Origin of the sequence: Candidatus Cardinium sp. cBcalN2 (assembly GCF_022810445.1) — a bacterium.
Classification (GTDB): Bacteria; Bacteroidota; Bacteroidia; order Cytophagales; family Amoebophilaceae; genus Cardinium.
Map to the genome: position 1 here is coordinate 1 of NZ_JAACGD010000014.1, position 16,250 is coordinate 16,250.

The 16,250-nt window shown below is 36.7% G+C and carries 19 protein-coding genes and 1 other RNA gene; 19 read left to right on the forward strand and 1 reads right to left on the reverse strand.

Features of this window, described 5'->3' with window-relative positions:
- Positions 1-195: 195 nt before the first annotated feature.
- Positions 196-648, reverse strand: a transfer-messenger RNA (tmRNA) gene (ssrA, locus tag MUW74_RS00435).
- Between the two features lie 706 nt (positions 649-1,354).
- Here ssrA and MUW74_RS00440 point away from each other — a divergent pair.
- From MUW74_RS00440 to MUW74_RS00530, 19 genes are all read left to right on the forward strand, one after another.
- Complete coding sequence (locus MUW74_RS00440) at positions 1,355-1,789, forward strand: hypothetical protein (protein WP_243553007.1); 435 nt, start codon at positions 1,355-1,357, stop codon at positions 1,787-1,789.
- A gap of 144 nt (positions 1,790-1,933) precedes the next feature.
- Positions 1,934-2,200 carry a F0F1 ATP synthase subunit epsilon gene (locus MUW74_RS00445; protein ID WP_243517928.1) on the forward strand — a complete coding sequence of 89 codons (267 nt, stop codon included), beginning with the start codon at positions 1,934-1,936 and terminating at the stop codon, positions 2,198-2,200.
- A gap of 191 nt (positions 2,201-2,391) precedes the next feature.
- A complete protein-coding gene (locus tag MUW74_RS00450) occupies positions 2,392-2,952 on the forward strand; it encodes a Pvc16 family protein (RefSeq protein ID WP_243517932.1) in 561 nt (186 codons plus the stop codon).
- A 5-nt stretch (positions 2,953-2,957) separates the two neighbouring features.
- Positions 2,958-3,824 (forward strand): hypothetical protein, encoded by an 867-nt coding sequence (locus tag MUW74_RS00455; RefSeq protein WP_243517935.1) that lies wholly within the window; start codon positions 2,958-2,960, stop codon positions 3,822-3,824.
- A 187-nt stretch (positions 3,825-4,011) separates the two neighbouring features.
- On the forward strand, positions 4,012-5,358 hold the full coding sequence (locus MUW74_RS00460; protein WP_243553008.1) for a phage tail sheath C-terminal domain-containing protein: 1,347 nt from the start codon (positions 4,012-4,014) through the stop codon (positions 5,356-5,358).
- A gap of 26 nt (positions 5,359-5,384) precedes the next feature.
- A complete protein-coding gene (locus MUW74_RS00465; protein ID WP_243517941.1) occupies positions 5,385-5,924 on the forward strand; it encodes a hypothetical protein in 540 nt (179 codons plus the stop codon).
- Positions 5,925-5,992: 68 nt separating this feature from the next.
- Positions 5,993-6,451, forward strand: coding sequence for a hypothetical protein (locus tag MUW74_RS00470; RefSeq protein ID WP_243517944.1), 459 nt, complete (start codon positions 5,993-5,995; stop codon positions 6,449-6,451).
- 40 nt (positions 6,452-6,491) lie between these two features.
- Positions 6,492-6,941, forward strand: a complete 450-nt coding sequence (locus MUW74_RS00475; protein ID WP_243517947.1) for a phage tail protein — start codon at positions 6,492-6,494, stop codon at positions 6,939-6,941.
- Between the two features lie 35 nt (positions 6,942-6,976).
- A complete protein-coding gene (locus tag MUW74_RS00480; RefSeq protein ID WP_243517950.1) occupies positions 6,977-7,156 on the forward strand; it encodes a hypothetical protein in 180 nt (59 codons plus the stop codon).
- Between the two features lie 18 nt (positions 7,157-7,174).
- Entirely contained in the window at positions 7,175-8,401 is a 1,227-nt protein-coding gene (locus MUW74_RS00485) for a hypothetical protein (protein WP_243517953.1), read from the forward strand.
- 189 nt (positions 8,402-8,590) lie between these two features.
- A complete protein-coding gene (der, locus tag MUW74_RS00490; protein WP_243517956.1) occupies positions 8,591-9,907 on the forward strand; it encodes a ribosome biogenesis GTPase Der in 1,317 nt (438 codons plus the stop codon).
- A 471-nt stretch (positions 9,908-10,378) separates the two neighbouring features.
- Entirely contained in the window at positions 10,379-11,377 is a 999-nt protein-coding gene (locus MUW74_RS00495) for an ankyrin repeat domain-containing protein (RefSeq protein ID WP_243517958.1), read from the forward strand.
- A 279-nt stretch (positions 11,378-11,656) separates the two neighbouring features.
- Entirely contained in the window at positions 11,657-12,814 is a 1,158-nt protein-coding gene (locus MUW74_RS00500) for an ankyrin repeat domain-containing protein (RefSeq protein ID WP_243519245.1), read from the forward strand.
- Between the two features lie 73 nt (positions 12,815-12,887).
- Positions 12,888-13,145, forward strand: a complete 258-nt coding sequence (rpmB, locus tag MUW74_RS00505) for a 50S ribosomal protein L28 (protein ID WP_243519247.1) — start codon at positions 12,888-12,890, stop codon at positions 13,143-13,145.
- A 43-nt stretch (positions 13,146-13,188) separates the two neighbouring features.
- Positions 13,189-13,374 carry a 50S ribosomal protein L33 gene (rpmG, locus tag MUW74_RS00510; protein ID WP_243519248.1) on the forward strand — a complete coding sequence of 62 codons (186 nt, stop codon included), beginning with the start codon at positions 13,189-13,191 and terminating at the stop codon, positions 13,372-13,374.
- A gap of 12 nt (positions 13,375-13,386) precedes the next feature.
- Positions 13,387-13,545: a DUF4295 family protein gene (locus MUW74_RS00515; protein ID WP_243519250.1), complete on the forward strand. Its 159-nt coding sequence runs from the start codon at positions 13,387-13,389 to the stop codon at positions 13,543-13,545.
- Positions 13,546-13,627: 82 nt separating this feature from the next.
- Positions 13,628-14,590: a signal recognition particle-docking protein FtsY gene (gene ftsY, locus MUW74_RS00520; protein ID WP_243519252.1), complete on the forward strand. Its 963-nt coding sequence runs from the start codon at positions 13,628-13,630 to the stop codon at positions 14,588-14,590.
- 105 nt (positions 14,591-14,695) lie between these two features.
- Entirely contained in the window at positions 14,696-15,100 is a 405-nt protein-coding gene (locus MUW74_RS00525; RefSeq protein ID WP_243519256.1) for a hypothetical protein, read from the forward strand.
- 21 nt (positions 15,101-15,121) lie between these two features.
- The gene (locus MUW74_RS00530; protein ID WP_243553009.1) at positions 15,122-16,108 is read left to right on the forward strand and encodes a triacylglycerol lipase; all 987 of its coding nucleotides are present in this window, start codon (positions 15,122-15,124) and stop codon (positions 16,106-16,108) included.
- Positions 16,109-16,250: the final 142 nt, after the last annotated feature.

Genomic DNA, 16,250 nt, shown 5'->3' on the forward strand with positions numbered 1-16,250 from the left:
AAAAAAGTAAGATAAAAAGCCTTATAATCAAATAAAAATAATTAAAAATTCCTTAAGTTGAGGCGATTGTCTGTTCCTGACACTGTTAAAAAATGAATTTTTTAAAGCTACGTTTTGCTTGATTAAAAAATAAGCAAAACATCAAGCTCTATGGTTAAGTGATAGCATTTTACCCAAAGGATTTTATGCCTTAACAAGTGGAGTTGGAGGGAATCGAACCCTCGTCCGAACAAGAAAACCGCAACGCTTTCTACATGCTTAGTCACTGTTTATTGTCGGCGTAACCAAGGTCAGCGACATACCTGATGTTACGCTTATGCGTGGCTATGATTCGTCTTACCATCACGCATCTGGTAACACTAGCCCTATGTATCGATGCCCCTATGCTGATTCCATAGAGCAAAAACCAGCGGGACAAATCCCCCTTAATCTATCGATTAAGCAGCTAGAAGCATTTCTCCTTCTTCTTCTTCCTCTTCTTCGTTTTTACGAGAAGCTCGAGAATTAAAAGTAATGCTCCAGAGAGGATTATTGATTACAGCTAAGTTGCCGTTTATGCACTGTGTAAGTTTGATATAAGAGGTAATACTTACAACACCTCGCATGCTTACATTGGATTTAAACTTCCCGTCAATTCCAGTCAACCCCAATCTGTTTTACTTTGATGTCCATTATGGGCTCAAGTATGACTAAATTTAATACTTTTTTATTGGCTCAACAAAAAGTCCTGTTGTTAATTTTTCTTAGTATCGATTTATACTCAATAAGTATCAATTTTTTGGATCTTTTGGATAAAGAATGTAAATTAATTCAGATATTTATTTTAGTCCAACTCCCTATCTATTTTTGTCATGATATCATTTAAAACTGGTTTTGCTATTGCCATAGCGCTATACATGATTGCAATGAATTATTTATTGTTTCATTACGTACGAGATAAGTACTTTCGTAAGTAAAAATCAATCTACACCTTAGGCTAATGTTTTGATTTATATTTTTTTAATGTAATCTATCCTATATCTTGATCTATACCCAGGCTATTAGACTAGGGTTATCTTGTAGCTGCTCCAGTCGGTGATGTCAATTGATAATTGTATTTATTTGATTATCAAATAGACTAGCATTTTTTGAATGGGTGACTAGTAGGTCATTTGGCTTATGGCCACCGATAAAAAGTTGAGCACGTAGTAAAAATATGACTGTGTTGCCAAAAACGCCCTTTGTAAAAGTTTCCGACTATATTAAGATAGTAGACCAAGCATGTAATTAACTATTAACTATTAAATATTAACTCTATAAGAAAACAAATATTAACCCTATGGAAAAATATACATACTCTAAAAAAGTTGTTATCATGGCGCTTTTAAGTTTAAACATTTTGTCTGCTTGTGTACACACAAGGAAAGAATTAGGCTGGTGTCCTGTAGATAGTAAATGCTTGACGCCCAAGAGCATTGTTGGTGCTTGTTGTGCTTGTGGCACGTTTCAGTTATGTTACGGTATTTGTTCTATTGGGGTCGTTGTAGGCCTAGGATGGGGATTCGTTGAACTCTGTAAAACCATTTCTTTGAAAATGAATAGTAATAATAGTAATATAGCTAATAGTCATATGATCAGTCGGAATCCCGTTAATGTTCATGCTAGACATTTCCCGTCTAACATGCCCCATGGATTAAATCACTTGAATCAGCCAGGAATACCAGACATAACAGAAGACCGTATACTTAATGCAATAAAAGCTCCTCCAGTATTCATTGAATCTAATAACAATTGGCGTAAAACTCAATAGCAATGACTGAAAAAAAAGAAAAAACTTTTTTATTTTATAGTTCTCATCAAAGAAATGCTCCTTTTAGCAAAATTTTGAAAAAATTATTTTGTGCCAATATCTTACAAACACGCTAGTAATATGATTACTGAATAAACATACGTAATGATAAAAAAAGAAAAAATGAACTTGTCTATCATAGCGCCTAAAGGTAGTCTCTTTAATGGGGAAGTTAATAGTGTAACATTGCCAGGCGCGCTTGGCCCATTTCAGGTACTTGCTAATCATGCTCCTGTTTTGAGTAGTTTAATACCAGGGAGAATCACTTATAGAGTAGGCGATAAATCCTCCTCTTTTTCAGTAAAAGGTGGCATTAGCTCAGTAGCTAATAACCAGATTGTAGTCGTTTGTTCGCCTATTGAAAAACAATAATCATGCTTCTGATTTTGAGTAATGGTTAAAAAAATAATATATTTACTAATAAGGTACTTTTGCTATTCGTTCATCCAAGCAAATAGATAAAGTTCATAGGTAGATTAATCAGGCTTTTTTTCGCCTTTTTGCTCAATTATTTTGGGCATGCAATTATAGCGTAAGCATAACTAACCATAAATAGACTGAAAATGCTGCACCATTGCACAAGCATTATACTATCTGAAGTAAACCAGTATATTCAGTTTAAAACAAATGTAAAGGAGTCAGCCATATCCCTAGCAATTTTAGGAAATAGTGCAGAAGGAGGCAAGGCTTCAAGCGGGGTTATCATGAGGCTAGTAGACATTGCTTCAGTAGGATTATGTAGCGATCCTACTCGATATGTACCGCAAGGTCATGGCTTTGTTTTACGCAAGGCTCCAGAAGCATTTAACCTTTACTTCTTGTTTTCTACCGGTTATAAAGCATCAGATCTATTAAAAAATTTAGAACTACTTACTTATGTTGCGGTGTTCTTTCAAAATAAATCGCATTTTGATACCTCCAATACCCCTGTTTTACAAGAAATAGGGATTGAAAGTTTTTCTATCGAGTTAGTTAAAATGACTGTATCAGAAAAATCTATGCTTTGGGAAAGTTTACATGAGCCCTATACCCCTTCCTTGCTCTATAAAGTAGGTCTGATGTTTATAGCTGATGCCACCATAGATCTAAAAGTAGTTTCAGCATTTTCATCACTTGAAAGTTAATCGCTATGGCATTTACAACCAAATTGTTTCGGATAGTTGTTTCAAACAGTTATTATAAGTCTAATGCCACTCAAAACGATTTCAATATTCAGCCAATTCGGTCGACTGCTTGCTGGATGGCAGAACGTAAAGTTCGTATCTTGGATCACCCAGATGGAATAGAGCTCATATGGCTTTCACAAGGCTATGATGATCCGTTAGCCTTGCTTAAAAAAAAGGCAGATGGCATCACTCTCTCCTTTGTGATGAGCTTAAAAAATAGCCAAGCATTGAATCTGGCTCAATTAGAGGCAGGTTATTCAAACGGGCAAGTTTATTATTTATATAATGGCCATACCAACAACAATCATTTGCTCCATAGCAAAGCTTTTATGAGTGAATCAGATCTGATGAAAATTCAAGATGTACCTCATTATCCCACCGAACCCGGTTGGAATGTCTTTGCCATGATTGATATAGATCTTACCCATTGCATCCATGCTTTATCCAAGCAAAAAAACAGTCTTTTTGCTCAGCCTGTTACCTATAGAATTAAGATCCAAAATCGCTCCACTTTTTGGAGATACTATTTAGTCGATACTAAAAAGCGCCTCAGTGGCTCTCTAACCATTCTCTCTAATGGAGATGATTCTTATTTTGGCCAGGTGAAGCCTTCCACTAAGTTTCGTGATACCTATTGTGCCGAATCTACCATGCCCATGGAGCTTTGTGACCAATACGATCGTTCTTTTTCCCTTTGCGTGTTTGATAAAAACAGTGCAAAAGGTGAAACCATATTATTAGAAAAATTACCCTATCCTACTTATGACTCGCTCAAAAAAGATGGAACTGGTAAAAAGAAACTCTATAGTGATATAGTTGTATATGTTTAGTTTAAACGTAATTTAATTTTTATATAATTAATTAAAATCAAATAAAATGGCTGAAAATTTAAAAACTCCCGGCGTGTACATCGTCGAGAAGGATACAGGTGCCAACGCCGTGGTTCAAGTATCAACTGCAGTTCCTGCTTTTATAGGGTTCACTCAAAGAGCTGAAATTAATGGGAAGTCTTTTCATATGAAACCTGTTCAAATCTCTTCCCTTTCTGAATATGAATTGTTTTTTGGAGGGCCAGCGGTTCCTATCTATACTATTAGAGAAGTATCCGGTGGAAATAAGGATTTGGTTATGAATGGCAAATCTTATGTAATGGAACAAAGCCAAAACTCTACATTTTACCTCTATAATAGTTTAAAACTATTCTTTGATAATGGTGGGGCAGATTGCTTTATTGTCTCTGTTGGTCAATATGGTGATCCAAATGTACAGCTAGAGATTACACCAGATCTATTTAAACAAGGAATAGATACACTAGCTGGAGAAGAAGTGCCAACCATGTTGTTAATGCCTGATTCCCTCTTATTAGATGAAGAAGATGCCTCTTACTATGCTGTGCAGACCTATGCACTGGCGCATTGTGGTAAGTATCTAAACAAAGTCGCATTATTCGATATATGGGGTGGCAATAACGAGCTATCTATTGAAGATAAGAACAAATATGTAAATAGATTTCGTGAATATATTGGATTAGATAACTTGAGTTATGGTGCTGCCTATTATCCATGGGTTAAAACAAACATTATTCCATTAAATAGCATTGATTACAGAAATTTTGACTTAGAGTCGCTCAAATGTGTATTGCAAGAGGATCATAAAGCCATGCTTTCTAATTTAATCACTGCTACTACAGAGAAAGAGAAAGTTTATTGGGATGCCGGGTTAAAGAATACTAGTAAGGAGTATAAGTTGCTTCGCAAAACGGTTGCTGATCGGTTAAATATCCTTCCAGCGGCTCCCGCTATGGCAGGGCTTTATACCAGAACAGATAAAGCAAGAGGGGTATGGATTGCACCAGCTAACCAAAACCTTAACTCTGTAGTTGCACCAATGGTTAAGATTACCCATGAAGAGCAAGAATCACTTAACGTAGATGGCATTAGTGGTAAATCCATCAATGCCATTCGTACCTTTAAAGGCGCAGGTGCTGCAGTCGTTTGGGGAGCTAGAACATTAGCTGGCAATAGTCCAGAATGGCGGTATATTAACGTGAGAAGGTTGTTTATTCTTATTGAGCAATCTATTAAAAATGCCGCATTTTCTGTTGTCTTTAGGCCCAATGTTCCTGTTACCTGGGCCGTGGTACAAGGTATGATTTCCAACTTCTTAACCAACTTATGGAGACAAGGTGCCTTAGTAGGTGCCAGCCCTGCAGAAGCATTTACCGTGCTTTGTGGATTGGGTGAAACCATGTCTCAAGATGACGTTAATGAAGGTATCATGCGTATTTCAGTAAAAGTATCGGCTCCTAGACCAGCTGAGTTTATTGTAATCACCTTTGAACAAAAAATGGGTGCAGATGGTTAACTAATCCGTCTATAGGGGGCAAGTCAATGTTTTGTCCCCTATATCTAGGGGTATTACTTTTATTACTTAAAATTCTAAAAATATTTAAAACTAAAATCGCCATGGCTGAGAATTTGTTAATACCTGCTATAGTCCATTTTAATTTAGGCTCTTCAAAGGTTAATGTAACCGATTATAACATAGCAATTTCGTTAGAAAATAGGTCCCAATATAGTGCATCAATTAATGCACAAGGTAAGCCTGTCTATGCTCTATGTAAAGCAGGGGAAATTAAACAAACTGCTGATATTAAAGTTTCTATACTGAAAACACCAGATGGAAAATTTGATGACGATATCAAAAAACTAGAAAAAAACTTAGCTGCCACTAAGGAAAATGATCCTAAAAAATATGTGGAAAGTATGTTGTTTAGTTTTGCAACCAATGATGATAAACCATTTGCACATATAAAATTTCAGGGATTTGTTCATAAAATGAGCACTGATGTAGATGCTGAAACGGAGCTTCAGGAAGCGATAGCTGAGCTTTTTGTTTATGATCCAATCAGTTTGGATATTAAACAATAACTCCCTGAATCCATTATTGAGTTTTTTAGGTATTAATTAGTTTAACTAGTATTTGATAGTAAGACATTATGAAAAAAATAACTGTTGATTATAAGCACTTTAATAAAGCAGGTTTTGATGGTAAAACTTGTAGTATTTCTGACTATATGCCGCCAATGCCAAGGCCATCTACGACAACAGCTATGGTCTATGATACATCAAGTAAAGCACCCGTTTTTCAGAATCAAGGCAGTGCTCAAGAAGCGGTAAATTTCGTTGTAGAATTTTTGCCATTTATAACTGGCAAGCATTTGCTGACAAAAGCATATAATTTGGTTCAAGAAGTACTTGAAGATAAATATCATGCAGAGCCCTGTACCATTTGTATATACAAAAAAGATGGTTCAATAGACACCAAAATAACTGTAAATGATGTTTTTGTACAAAAAGCAGAGTTATTCTTAAATAGAAAGAATGAGGCTGCAGGTGAAATGGGTTATATCCGTATACGCTTTACTTTGGAAGGCTTACAGCCAACCCCAAGATAAAAAGTAATCGAATTATGTGTTTAAGCTTCTTCTGATCTTTATGGCTGATTTTACTTTAGTCTATTCCCATTCTTTTCAAGTAGAAATATTGGGCGTAACAGATGGTAGTTCCCCGGAATATTTCTATAAGGTTGAAGGGTTAAGTGCTGCTTTAAAGATGGAGGCCTTGCTACCTGGTGGGTCTAATAGGCCTTATTACAAATCGAATGCATGTGAGACTACTGATTTAATCTTAACCAGACCCTTAATAGAAGGCAAAACCAAAATTACGCTTTGGTGCGAAGAAGCTATTGATAAGGGCCTTTTTAAACTTACGCAGGCCCATGTTTTGATCCTTAACAAGGAGCGTAAAGTTTTAGCACAATGGACAATAGAGGATGTCTATCCAAAAGCCATAGCTATTACGCCATTTGAATTAAATCGTTCAGCGGACCCTGGAGTAGGAGAAACTATTACGATTGGCTATTCTAGGTTAGTACGAACAAAGTAATATCATCTAGTATTAGAAAACTAATTTTATTGATTATGGCTGTTAAAATTAATGAACTAGTCGTCCAGATTAAGGTTTCCGAGACTAATACTAGTAATAAGCAACTAGCAGAGCCTACAGATACTTCATCTAGTTTATTATGCCCTACAGAGCAGCAAAAATCAGCATTAGCAAAAGACCTTTTAAACTTATTAGAAGATCAGCAAGCAAGGTAAAGTGATTCATCTGTCGTTATGAGTAATGTTAGTAAACTAGTTATTAAAGCATGTAGTGACAATAAATTCTCCTCTTTTACAGGAGAGTTTATTACATCTATTAATCCAGAAAACTTAGCCATTACAAGTAAGGTTTTTTATGATGTTGCTAAACCCATAGCTAATCCTCAGGTTGCATACCGTGGACCTAGTCCAAAACAGCTTTCTTTTAGTCTTTTATTTGATAATACGGGGATTATACCTGGTAGCAATGCCATTGCTGTTATGGAGCAAATAAAGCAATTGCAAGATGTTGCCTATAATGTGCACAAAACCAATAATGCCCCGAATTATATTCGTATTATCTGGGGACAGATTGATTTTAAAGGTAGGTTGGTTGATTTAGACATAGTCTATTCTATGTTTCAAGTAGATGGCACGCTTGTTAGAGCAGAGGCACGTATAGTTGTCTTGGAGGAGGTCGTTTCTTTAGGTAAAGGCAAATCTGCTGCTGGCGTAGATAGTAACTATACAAAGGCATCTGGTGCTCATGCAACCTCGATGCAAAAGAGCCAGGCTGGTCAAATCTCGTCTACTAAAGGAGATGATCTATCGCCATCTCAGGAAAGTTTTGCACCGACACCTGATGGTATGAATGGTCCTTACAGTGGTGCACCAGCTGGTGCTTACGATGGATCCCCTGATCAGGTTTATCATGGATCTAATGATGTTGGCCCTGTTTATGCTTCTTCCAGTGTTGGTAAGGCTGATCCTACTAAACCCACTTCTAGTCTCGACGCTACTAGTCCTACTGCTTCCAGTACAAGTGCCGCTGGTTCTGCTTCTAGTACTGCTATGGATCATGCTGATAACTCATCAAAAGGGGGCGTTGCGGGTAATGGCCCTGGTGGGAGTGGTGGCGGCATTGGTGGAGGTGGTCATGAGCCAGGTACCGGCCCAGCTAAGTCTGGTAGTAATACAGCTGCTTCTAAATCACCTACGTCTGCAAGTAAAGCTAGGCCAGCTGGTGGAACAGCCAAAGGGGCAGGTAGCGCTTCTAAAATGGGCAAGGCAGCAGCTGCTGGTGCCGGTATAGCTGGCGGTGCTGTAATGGCAGCTACCGTAGCTGGAGCCAATAGTTTGCGTAGTCTAAAAGAAAAAGCTACTGGATTGAATTTCTTGAGAAGAATCAAGAATTTTGTTAAAAAAGTAGCTCCTAGGGTCTATGATGCTGGAAAAAAAGTAGGTGGTCATCTAAAGGGGTAGTGGTTCCTAATCGTTACTTTTAAGTATTAAAAAGCACATCAATCATAATATCCTTTGCTTAGCAGCCTAACCTATATCTTTGAATGATTAGGGGAGGCCCTTGAATATTTTTTATTACAACGGCCTGATATTGTTATTTTTCGGGATTATTTGTTCTAAACTTAGCCAATCCTTTTATTTTAATTCCTTATGGCAAATGTTGTGGCAATTGTAGGGCGATCTAATGTAGGTAAGTCTACCTTTTTTAATAGATTGATTGAAGCAAAAAAAGCCATTATGGATGGGTCTGTTCATACTACCCGTGATCGGCATTATGGTTATGCACAGTGGGGGAATCGTTCTTTTACCGTTATTGATACGGGAGGGTATATGGTTGGTACCGATCATACCTTTGCCCATGGTATTCGTGAACAGATTCAACTTGCACTAGATGAAGCCAATTTGATACTCTTTATGGTAGATTGTATGGAGGGCCTCACCGATCTAGATAAAGAATTTGCGCATTTATTACGAAAAATCAATAAGCCTGTTTTTTTAGTAGCCAATAAATCAGAAAGTTTAATGACCGCCATGGTGGCACCTAGTTTCTATGCTTTAGGACTTGGCGATCCATTTCCTATAGCTGCTATCAATGGCTCCGGAACAGGCGACTTGCTTGATGCTTTATTGCCTCATCTTAAAGAAGCACCTGCTCCAGAATCCGATCAAGGGCCAGAAAAACTCCCTAGATTAACTATTTTGGGTCGTCCAAATGTAGGCAAATCCTCTTTTTTAAATTTTTTATTAGATGAAAAAAGAAGTATGGTAAGTCCCGTATCTGGTACTACTAGAGATGCGATAGATACCCCATACAATCGTTATAACAAAAAGTTTATTCTTACTGATACAGCAGGCATACGAAAAAAATCCAAGGTACGGGAGGCTATTGAATTCTACTCCGTATTGCGTGCGGTAAGGGCTATGCAAGAGGCTGATATCTGTTTGATCATGATAGATGCCCAACATGGCATAGAAGCACAGGATATTTCGCTTATTGCATTAGCACATCGCTATAAAAAAGGGATAGTCTTAATCGTCAATAAATGGGATTTGATCGACAAAGAGGTTACAACTGCCGACAGCTATAGAAGACACCTACTACGCAAGCTAGCCCCTTTAGATTATCTGCCGATTCTATTTGTTTCAACGGTAAAAAAACAACGTGTCTACCAAGCTATTGAAAAAGCACTTGCTGTTTATCAAAATAAAATAAAAAAGATTCCAACTTCTGAGTTAAATAAATGCATCTTGCCGATTATTGACAAGAATCATCCTCCTGCTGTAAAGGGGAAGTATATTCAAATTAAATATTGTACTCAGGTTACTGCTCATGCCCCTACATTTGCGTTTTTTTGTAACCATCCAGCTTATATTCAACCTAATTACAAAAGCTATTTGGTTAATCAAATCAGGGCCCATTTTGATTTTGAGGGTGTACCCGTTCAAGTGGTATTTAAGAAAAAGTAGTCTCCCCCTGGTGGGTATTTTTATCTATGTTCAGCTTTAATCACGTACTGATTTGAATAATGTGACCAAGTTATAGTATATATATAATTGATTTAGAGTATATAAAATTATAGAATCTGACAAATAAGGTAACTTTTACCTTACTTTTTTCTTTTTTTTGCGCGTGCTGCCATGGGGCTGAATGAATACAGCATTTGTAAAGTGCAGAAAAAAACCATGCTAACAAATCGCTATTAGGCCAATAACACACTATCTAACATAACAAATAAATACTTCATTTACATTCACAAATAATCATAATAAATTTATGCATAAAAATAAGTACGTTTATATTGTTTATCTAAAATTTTCATTTTTTTTCTTTTCATGTAACCAATTAGGACTTAGATATGATAAAAAAATCCAAACCTGCTAAAAGCATCATCTACAACAAAAAAGAAAAAAAATTTCTCAGAAGACAGTCTCCCTAAGTTGTTTGCACAAGATGATACACTAATAAAGGCAGTACGTGGGAATCGTTTCAAAGATGTTAAAATTATGCTAGATTTAGCACAGTATTTAATCAATAACCCAGCCAAAAAATCTCCTAAATTATCTAAAGAATCAATTTTAAATTCTATTAACAACCCGGACAAAGATGGTTATACTACTTTGCATTATGCATTAGATTGTGATGCTTCAATATGTTACGAAATGTTGAAGTTGCTGTTAAAGTGTAATCTTGTCAATATAAAGGCAGCAGATTGTGAAGGTAGGACGATCCTTCATTGGGCAGTGGCAAGTGGTAATCTACAAGCTGTAAAACTTATATTAGCATCTGCTCAATCGAGATTCTTACCTCAAAACTATTTACCTCAAGACTATCAAGACTATAAAGATTTTATAAACATGAAAACCAAGATAGCTAAAGATGGTTCAGGAGGCTGTTCTGCTATATACTGGGCGATTAGTCCAATCTCTTTACCAACAGATAAGCTTGAGGATAGTCTAAAAATATTTAAATTGCTAGTAGATATATCGGAAATTAATGGAACAGATAATCAAGGATATACGCTTAGCCATTGGGCAGTTGTTCAGGGTTGTAGTAATATATTGAGTATACTTATTAAAGATGGGGCTGATCTCAGTATACAGGATAAAAAAGGTCGTACTGTTTTCCATCTTGCCATAGAAACAATAAAAGATACCATGGATAGTAATTTACACCTAGCAAACCACTTAATAGATCAGAAAGATAGCATATTCGACCAATTAGTAAGCCTACCCCAATATAGGCAAGAGTGGGATAAAAAAGATCATAACGGATATAGCCCCTTAGAACTACTAGATAAACTTGCTTTGACTTTGCAAGATTTTAAGGATTGGAAACGAGAGAAAAATAAAAAAAGCCAAACCAATAAAAGACCTCATATTAATAGCACCAAAGTGGAAAATTGCCTACGTTTCAATAAAAAGAAACGTGTTTCCTAGGGCTATTTGAATAATGTTCCAAGTTATAGTATACTTATAGTTACATGAGTTTAGAGTTGATAGTGCTATGTCGTATCCATTGACTACTGTCGCAGAAAAGCGCAAAAAAGTAGCCGTTCAGCGCAGTGCCAAAGTTACGTAGAAAAAGCAAAAACGCTCCTTGTAAAATAGTTGCGATCAGAAAACAACACTTACAGCTGAAATAGAAAAACAGCCTGTTTGAAGCCCGCCAAGCGGGTGCGTTAAGAAAAAAGCAAACAAGGTAACTATAATAAATTTATGCATAAAAATAAATACGTTTATATTATTTATCTCATACTTCCATTTTTTTTCTTTTCATGTAGCCAATTGGGTTTTAAAGCCTCTTCCCAAGAGGGAAAAAAATTAGCAGCATCTAGGGGCAAAGACATAAAGTCTGGTCCGGGAGCCAATGCTCCTAATGGGTTTCTAAATAAGAAAAAACTGATAGAAGACATAGTTGACCGTAATTTAACAAAGGTTCAAATTAAACTAAATATAATAAAGGATCTAATCAATAAAGGACTGAACAACAAATCTCTTGAAGTACCGCTAGCATCACTTTTACGTACTATAAATGAACAGGATGAGGATGGTTATACGCTTTTGCATTATACAGTAAAGCCTGATAAAACAGAGACATCTTTTGTTATAAATGTACCCATGTTGACTAAGCTGTTAAGTTATAAGTTTATCGATATAAAGGCAACAGATTATGAAGGTAAGACGATCCTTCATTGGGCAGTGGCAAGTGGTAATCTAGAAGCTGTAAAATTCATATTAGCATCTGCTCAATCGAGATTGTTACCTCAAGACTATACAGATTTTGTAAGCATGAAAACTAAAATAGACCAAGATGGTTCAGGAGGCTGTTCTGCTATATACTGGGCGATTAGTCCAATCTCTTTACCAACAGATAAGCTTAAGTGTAGTCTAGAAATATTTAAATTGCTGTTAGATATATCGGAAATTAATGGAACAGATAATCAAGGTTATACGCTTGGCCATTGGTCGGTTGTTCAAGGTCGTAATGATATATTCAGGTTACTTATTAAAGATGGCGCTGACTTTAGTATACAGGATAAAAAAGGTCGTACCGTTTTCCATCTTGCCATAGAAACAATAAAAGATACCATGGATAGTAATTTACACCTGGCAAACCACTTAATAGATCAGAAAGATAGCATACTCGACCAATTAGTAAGCTTACCCCAATATAGGCAAGAGTGGGATAAAAAAGATCATAACGGATATAGCCCCTTAAAACTACTATCAGATGAGCTTGATTTGACTTTAGAAGATATTAAAGATTGGAAACAAGATAAAAATAAACAAATCCAAACTAACAAAAGACCTCATATTGATAGCACTGAAGTGGAAAATTGCCTACGTTCCAATAAAAAGAAACGTAGTTCCTAGGGCTATTTGAATAATGTTCCAACTTATAGTATATTTGTAAGTATTGTACACCATACAGCATTATATATAGACCATGGCAAGAATTTGTGATATAACAGGAAAAAAGCCGATTGTGGGTAACAATGTATCCCATGCAAATAATAAAACCAAAAGATGGTTTTATCCAAATCTGCAAAAAAAGCGTTTTTATATTCCGGAAGAGGATATTTGGATTCCATTGAAGGTTTGCACTTCTATTATCCGTACCATTAATAAGAAAGGCATCCATACAGTGTTAAAGGAAGCCAAACAAAAGGGTACTTTGTCGAAGAAATACCACTGGTTGGTCTAAATGGTAGCCACTAGCAATCTTATAAAAAAGTAGTAAAAGTAAAATGGCAAAAAAAAAAGGCGGTAGGGTTCAGGTAATATTAGAGTGTACAGAGCACAAAAATAGTGGTATGGCGGGTATGTCTCGCTACTGTACAGAAAAGAACAGAACGACTACTACGGCACGAATGGAATTAAAAAAGTATAATCCTATACTTAAACGTCATACCCTTCATAAGGAAATTAAATAATCATTAACCATTATGGCAAAGAAAGTAGTGGCAACCCTTGCCAAAGGAGATGCCGTTAAATTGACTAAGTTGATTCAAGTAAAAAGATCAACCAAAACAGGGGCTTATACTTTCCGCAGTAGAATTGTTCCCTCTGAAGTAATAAAAGAGATTGTATCTACTAACTCATAAACCCCCTCTTGTAAAATAGTTGCTATCAGCAGCCTTTGTACCGCTAGGCTAAACGATAAGTATATTCATTAAGTTGCTTCCTATGGGTATCTTTTATTTTTTTTCTAAGTCAACCAAACCTAAATCAAGTTTAGCAGAAGATCTGTCTAAGACACGTCATTCTTTTTGGACTAAACTTTCTAAAATTGTTGCTGGCAAGTCTACCGTCGATAGTGCTATACTGGATAAATTGGAGGAATTGCTCATTGGTTCAGATGTTGGCGTAGCTACAACCTGCAAGATCATAGATGCTATAGAGCAGCGTGTAGCCAAAGATAAATACCTTACTACAGGTGAACTAGACCAGATTTTACAGTCTGAAACCCAGCAACTTTTACATGCTACATCTAGTTCGCATCAAGAGGTTATGGGTAGTGTGTCATTCCTTCAACCCCATATTATACTTGTAGTAGGCGTAAATGGCGTGGGTAAGACTACCACTATTGGCAAATTAGCTGCACAATTTATCAACCAAGGAAAAAAAGTTCTCTTAGGTGCTGCAGATACTTTTCGTGCAGCAGCTGTAGAACAACTTACCATTTGGGGCAATCGTGTAGGGGCAGAAGTAGTAGCAGGAGCCATGCAATCAGACCCTTCTGCAGTGGCCTACGAAGCAGTACAACAGGGTGTACGCAACCGTACAGATGTGATTATTATAGATACGGCTGGCCGCTTGCACACCAAAATACATCTTATTAATGAACTGGCTAAAATTAAGCGGACGATTCAAAAGTGTCTTCCAGGTGCACCACAAGAGGTATTATTGGTCTTGGATGGTACCAATGGGCAGAATGCTTTTCTTCAAGCAGAGGCTTTCACCACTGCTGTAGAAGTAACGGGAATAGTCGTAACCAAACTAGATGGAACCGCTAAAGGCGGTATGGTGCTGGGTATAGCAGATCAGTTTGCTATTCCAATCAAATATATTGGTGTAGGTGAAAAGGTAGAAGACCTCAGGCCTTTTAATGCCCGTTCATTTATTGCTTCCTTGTTTGAGAAATGGTAAAAAGCCTTTGTAGCTGTTTTGTACGTAGGCTTAGCAGCATGCTAAATGAATACAAAGCTTTTTAGTTGATAGTGTCGCATATTTGCTTTATAATCTTATTAAGAATTGCAGATCAAAACAATAACCTTCCTAAAAAGTATTTTATACTGTTTTTGTATAGGTGCTTATTTTAAATGCAAACCTAAAGAAAAGGGGAAAGATCAAGCAAGCCTTGCTCATAATATAGACCAGGTTAATAAAGTAAAAACATCGGAACCACATCAATCCCAAAATCAAGATACAGAAGAACCATCTCAAACCGTTTCAGAGGATAGGGATGAGCCTGATAACCTTTCTAAATACCCAGAGGATGATTCGATCCAACCTAAGCAAGGGTTAACTCATGAGAAAACAACGAACCTAGAAAAACCAAGCCCAGATGTAGCTATCCAAAAACCAGACCTAAAAAGCTCTTCTGTAGTAGATACTCCCCAATCGTCTTTACCAGAAAAACAAAAAAATATCAATTAGTCCACTCACTATTGTGTAGCATTGCATGGGTTGACGGAATCACAAGATACGTTCTATCATTTTGAACCTAATTTGAGGAAAGCATTGCAAGAAGTAGGTTTGACCAATATAGCGTTTATATACCCAGTAGCCAGAGAGGGTTTTTCAAGTGTTGTCTCACTATACGTTGACCATATCTTTAAAGAAATAAAAAAACAAGTTGGTGATGCTCCAGTACATCTAATAGGATATAGTCAGGGTGGATTAGTAGCGGGTTATTTAGAAAAGAAGCATGGAGATGAATTAAATATTGTTTCGTCTACTTACATTTCTACTCCATTTCGTGGAGTAGGTGCTATAAAAGCTACTCAATCAGAAGTCAAGGAGTTTAGTCGTAACGCCAGCGGGGCTTTAGAAAAGTTAGCTAACTCTCAAGGCCTTGATAGGCAAAAAATTTGTAAAGAAATGCAACGAAACCAAATGCTGTTATCTGTGATACGTACATTGCTTTTGCCTTTTACAAAAGGCCTAGGAGCTTTAAAACCAGATAATAATCAAGATCTGTTGGATGACATTCGTAAGGGTTCTCCCAAGATACCTCATTTAATTATTGGCTCCTATGTTTCTTTTGGCGACATATTTGATATTTCCCCAGAAGCAGCAAAAATACTAGACTGGCACTATGCAAAACTTTTGAAGAAAGACATATCTCCAAATTTTACTCCAGAAGACAATAGTATGAAAAATGATACTATGGTCCCATTTCCTAGCCAATTAGCTAGGCGGGGTAGTATTGACGATATTAATCTTGCTGGTATAAAAGATAGTGGTAGTGAGATTCCTGGGCCTAAAGGGTGTGAGAATACTACCTATTATGTTTTGCCTAAAACAGCTCATGCTTGGAACCTGCCTATTATAGATGGAAATTTATATATACAGAAAAACAGTCGTCCTATATTAGCATCTCCTCAGGTTGCGTCCGTTGTTGCAGCATTTTTATCTAAGCAAATCTGGAAAGCAGATGATTGACTTGGTGTAATATAGCTTGCTTTGAGGTTCTCTGCCTCAAATTTTCAAAGATGCGTTGTGCACGAACATGGCATAGAAATTGCTTAATCTACCACCACTTCTTCTGCTGCAGCTAGATCTTCATCTGTAGTAGTTGATATTT

Bases quoted from the DNA above. Each gene is read 5' to 3' on its own strand.
- MUW74_RS00440 (WP_243553007.1), top strand. From the start codon at position 1,355: ATGGCGCTTTTAAGTTTAAACATTTTGTCTGCTTGTGTACACACAAGG.
- MUW74_RS00445 (WP_243517928.1), top strand. From the start codon at position 1,934: ATGATAAAAAAAGAAAAAATGAACTTGTCTATCATAGCGCCTAAAGGT.
- MUW74_RS00450 (WP_243517932.1), top strand. From the start codon at position 2,392: ATGCTGCACCATTGCACAAGCATTATACTATCTGAAGTAAACCAGTAT.
- MUW74_RS00455 (WP_243517935.1), top strand. From the start codon at position 2,958: ATGGCATTTACAACCAAATTGTTTCGGATAGTTGTTTCAAACAGTTAT.
- MUW74_RS00460 (WP_243553008.1), top strand. From the start codon at position 4,012: ATGAAACCTGTTCAAATCTCTTCCCTTTCTGAATATGAATTGTTTTTT.
- MUW74_RS00465 (WP_243517941.1), top strand. From the start codon at position 5,385: ATGTTTTGTCCCCTATATCTAGGGGTATTACTTTTATTACTTAAAATT.
- MUW74_RS00470 (WP_243517944.1), top strand. From the start codon at position 5,993: ATGAAAAAAATAACTGTTGATTATAAGCACTTTAATAAAGCAGGTTTT.
- MUW74_RS00475 (WP_243517947.1), top strand. From the start codon at position 6,492: ATGGCTGATTTTACTTTAGTCTATTCCCATTCTTTTCAAGTAGAAATA.
- MUW74_RS00480 (WP_243517950.1), top strand. From the start codon at position 6,977: ATGGCTGTTAAAATTAATGAACTAGTCGTCCAGATTAAGGTTTCCGAG.
- MUW74_RS00485 (WP_243517953.1), top strand. From the start codon at position 7,175: ATGAGTAATGTTAGTAAACTAGTTATTAAAGCATGTAGTGACAATAAA.
- der (WP_243517956.1), top strand. From the start codon at position 8,591: ATGGCAAATGTTGTGGCAATTGTAGGGCGATCTAATGTAGGTAAGTCT.
- MUW74_RS00500 (WP_243519245.1), top strand. From the start codon at position 11,657: ATGCATAAAAATAAATACGTTTATATTATTTATCTCATACTTCCATTT.
- rpmB (WP_243519247.1), top strand. From the start codon at position 12,888: ATGGCAAGAATTTGTGATATAACAGGAAAAAAGCCGATTGTGGGTAAC.
- rpmG (WP_243519248.1), top strand. From the start codon at position 13,189: ATGGCAAAAAAAAAAGGCGGTAGGGTTCAGGTAATATTAGAGTGTACA.
- MUW74_RS00515 (WP_243519250.1), top strand. From the start codon at position 13,387: ATGGCAAAGAAAGTAGTGGCAACCCTTGCCAAAGGAGATGCCGTTAAA.
- ftsY (WP_243519252.1), top strand. From the start codon at position 13,628: ATGGGTATCTTTTATTTTTTTTCTAAGTCAACCAAACCTAAATCAAGT.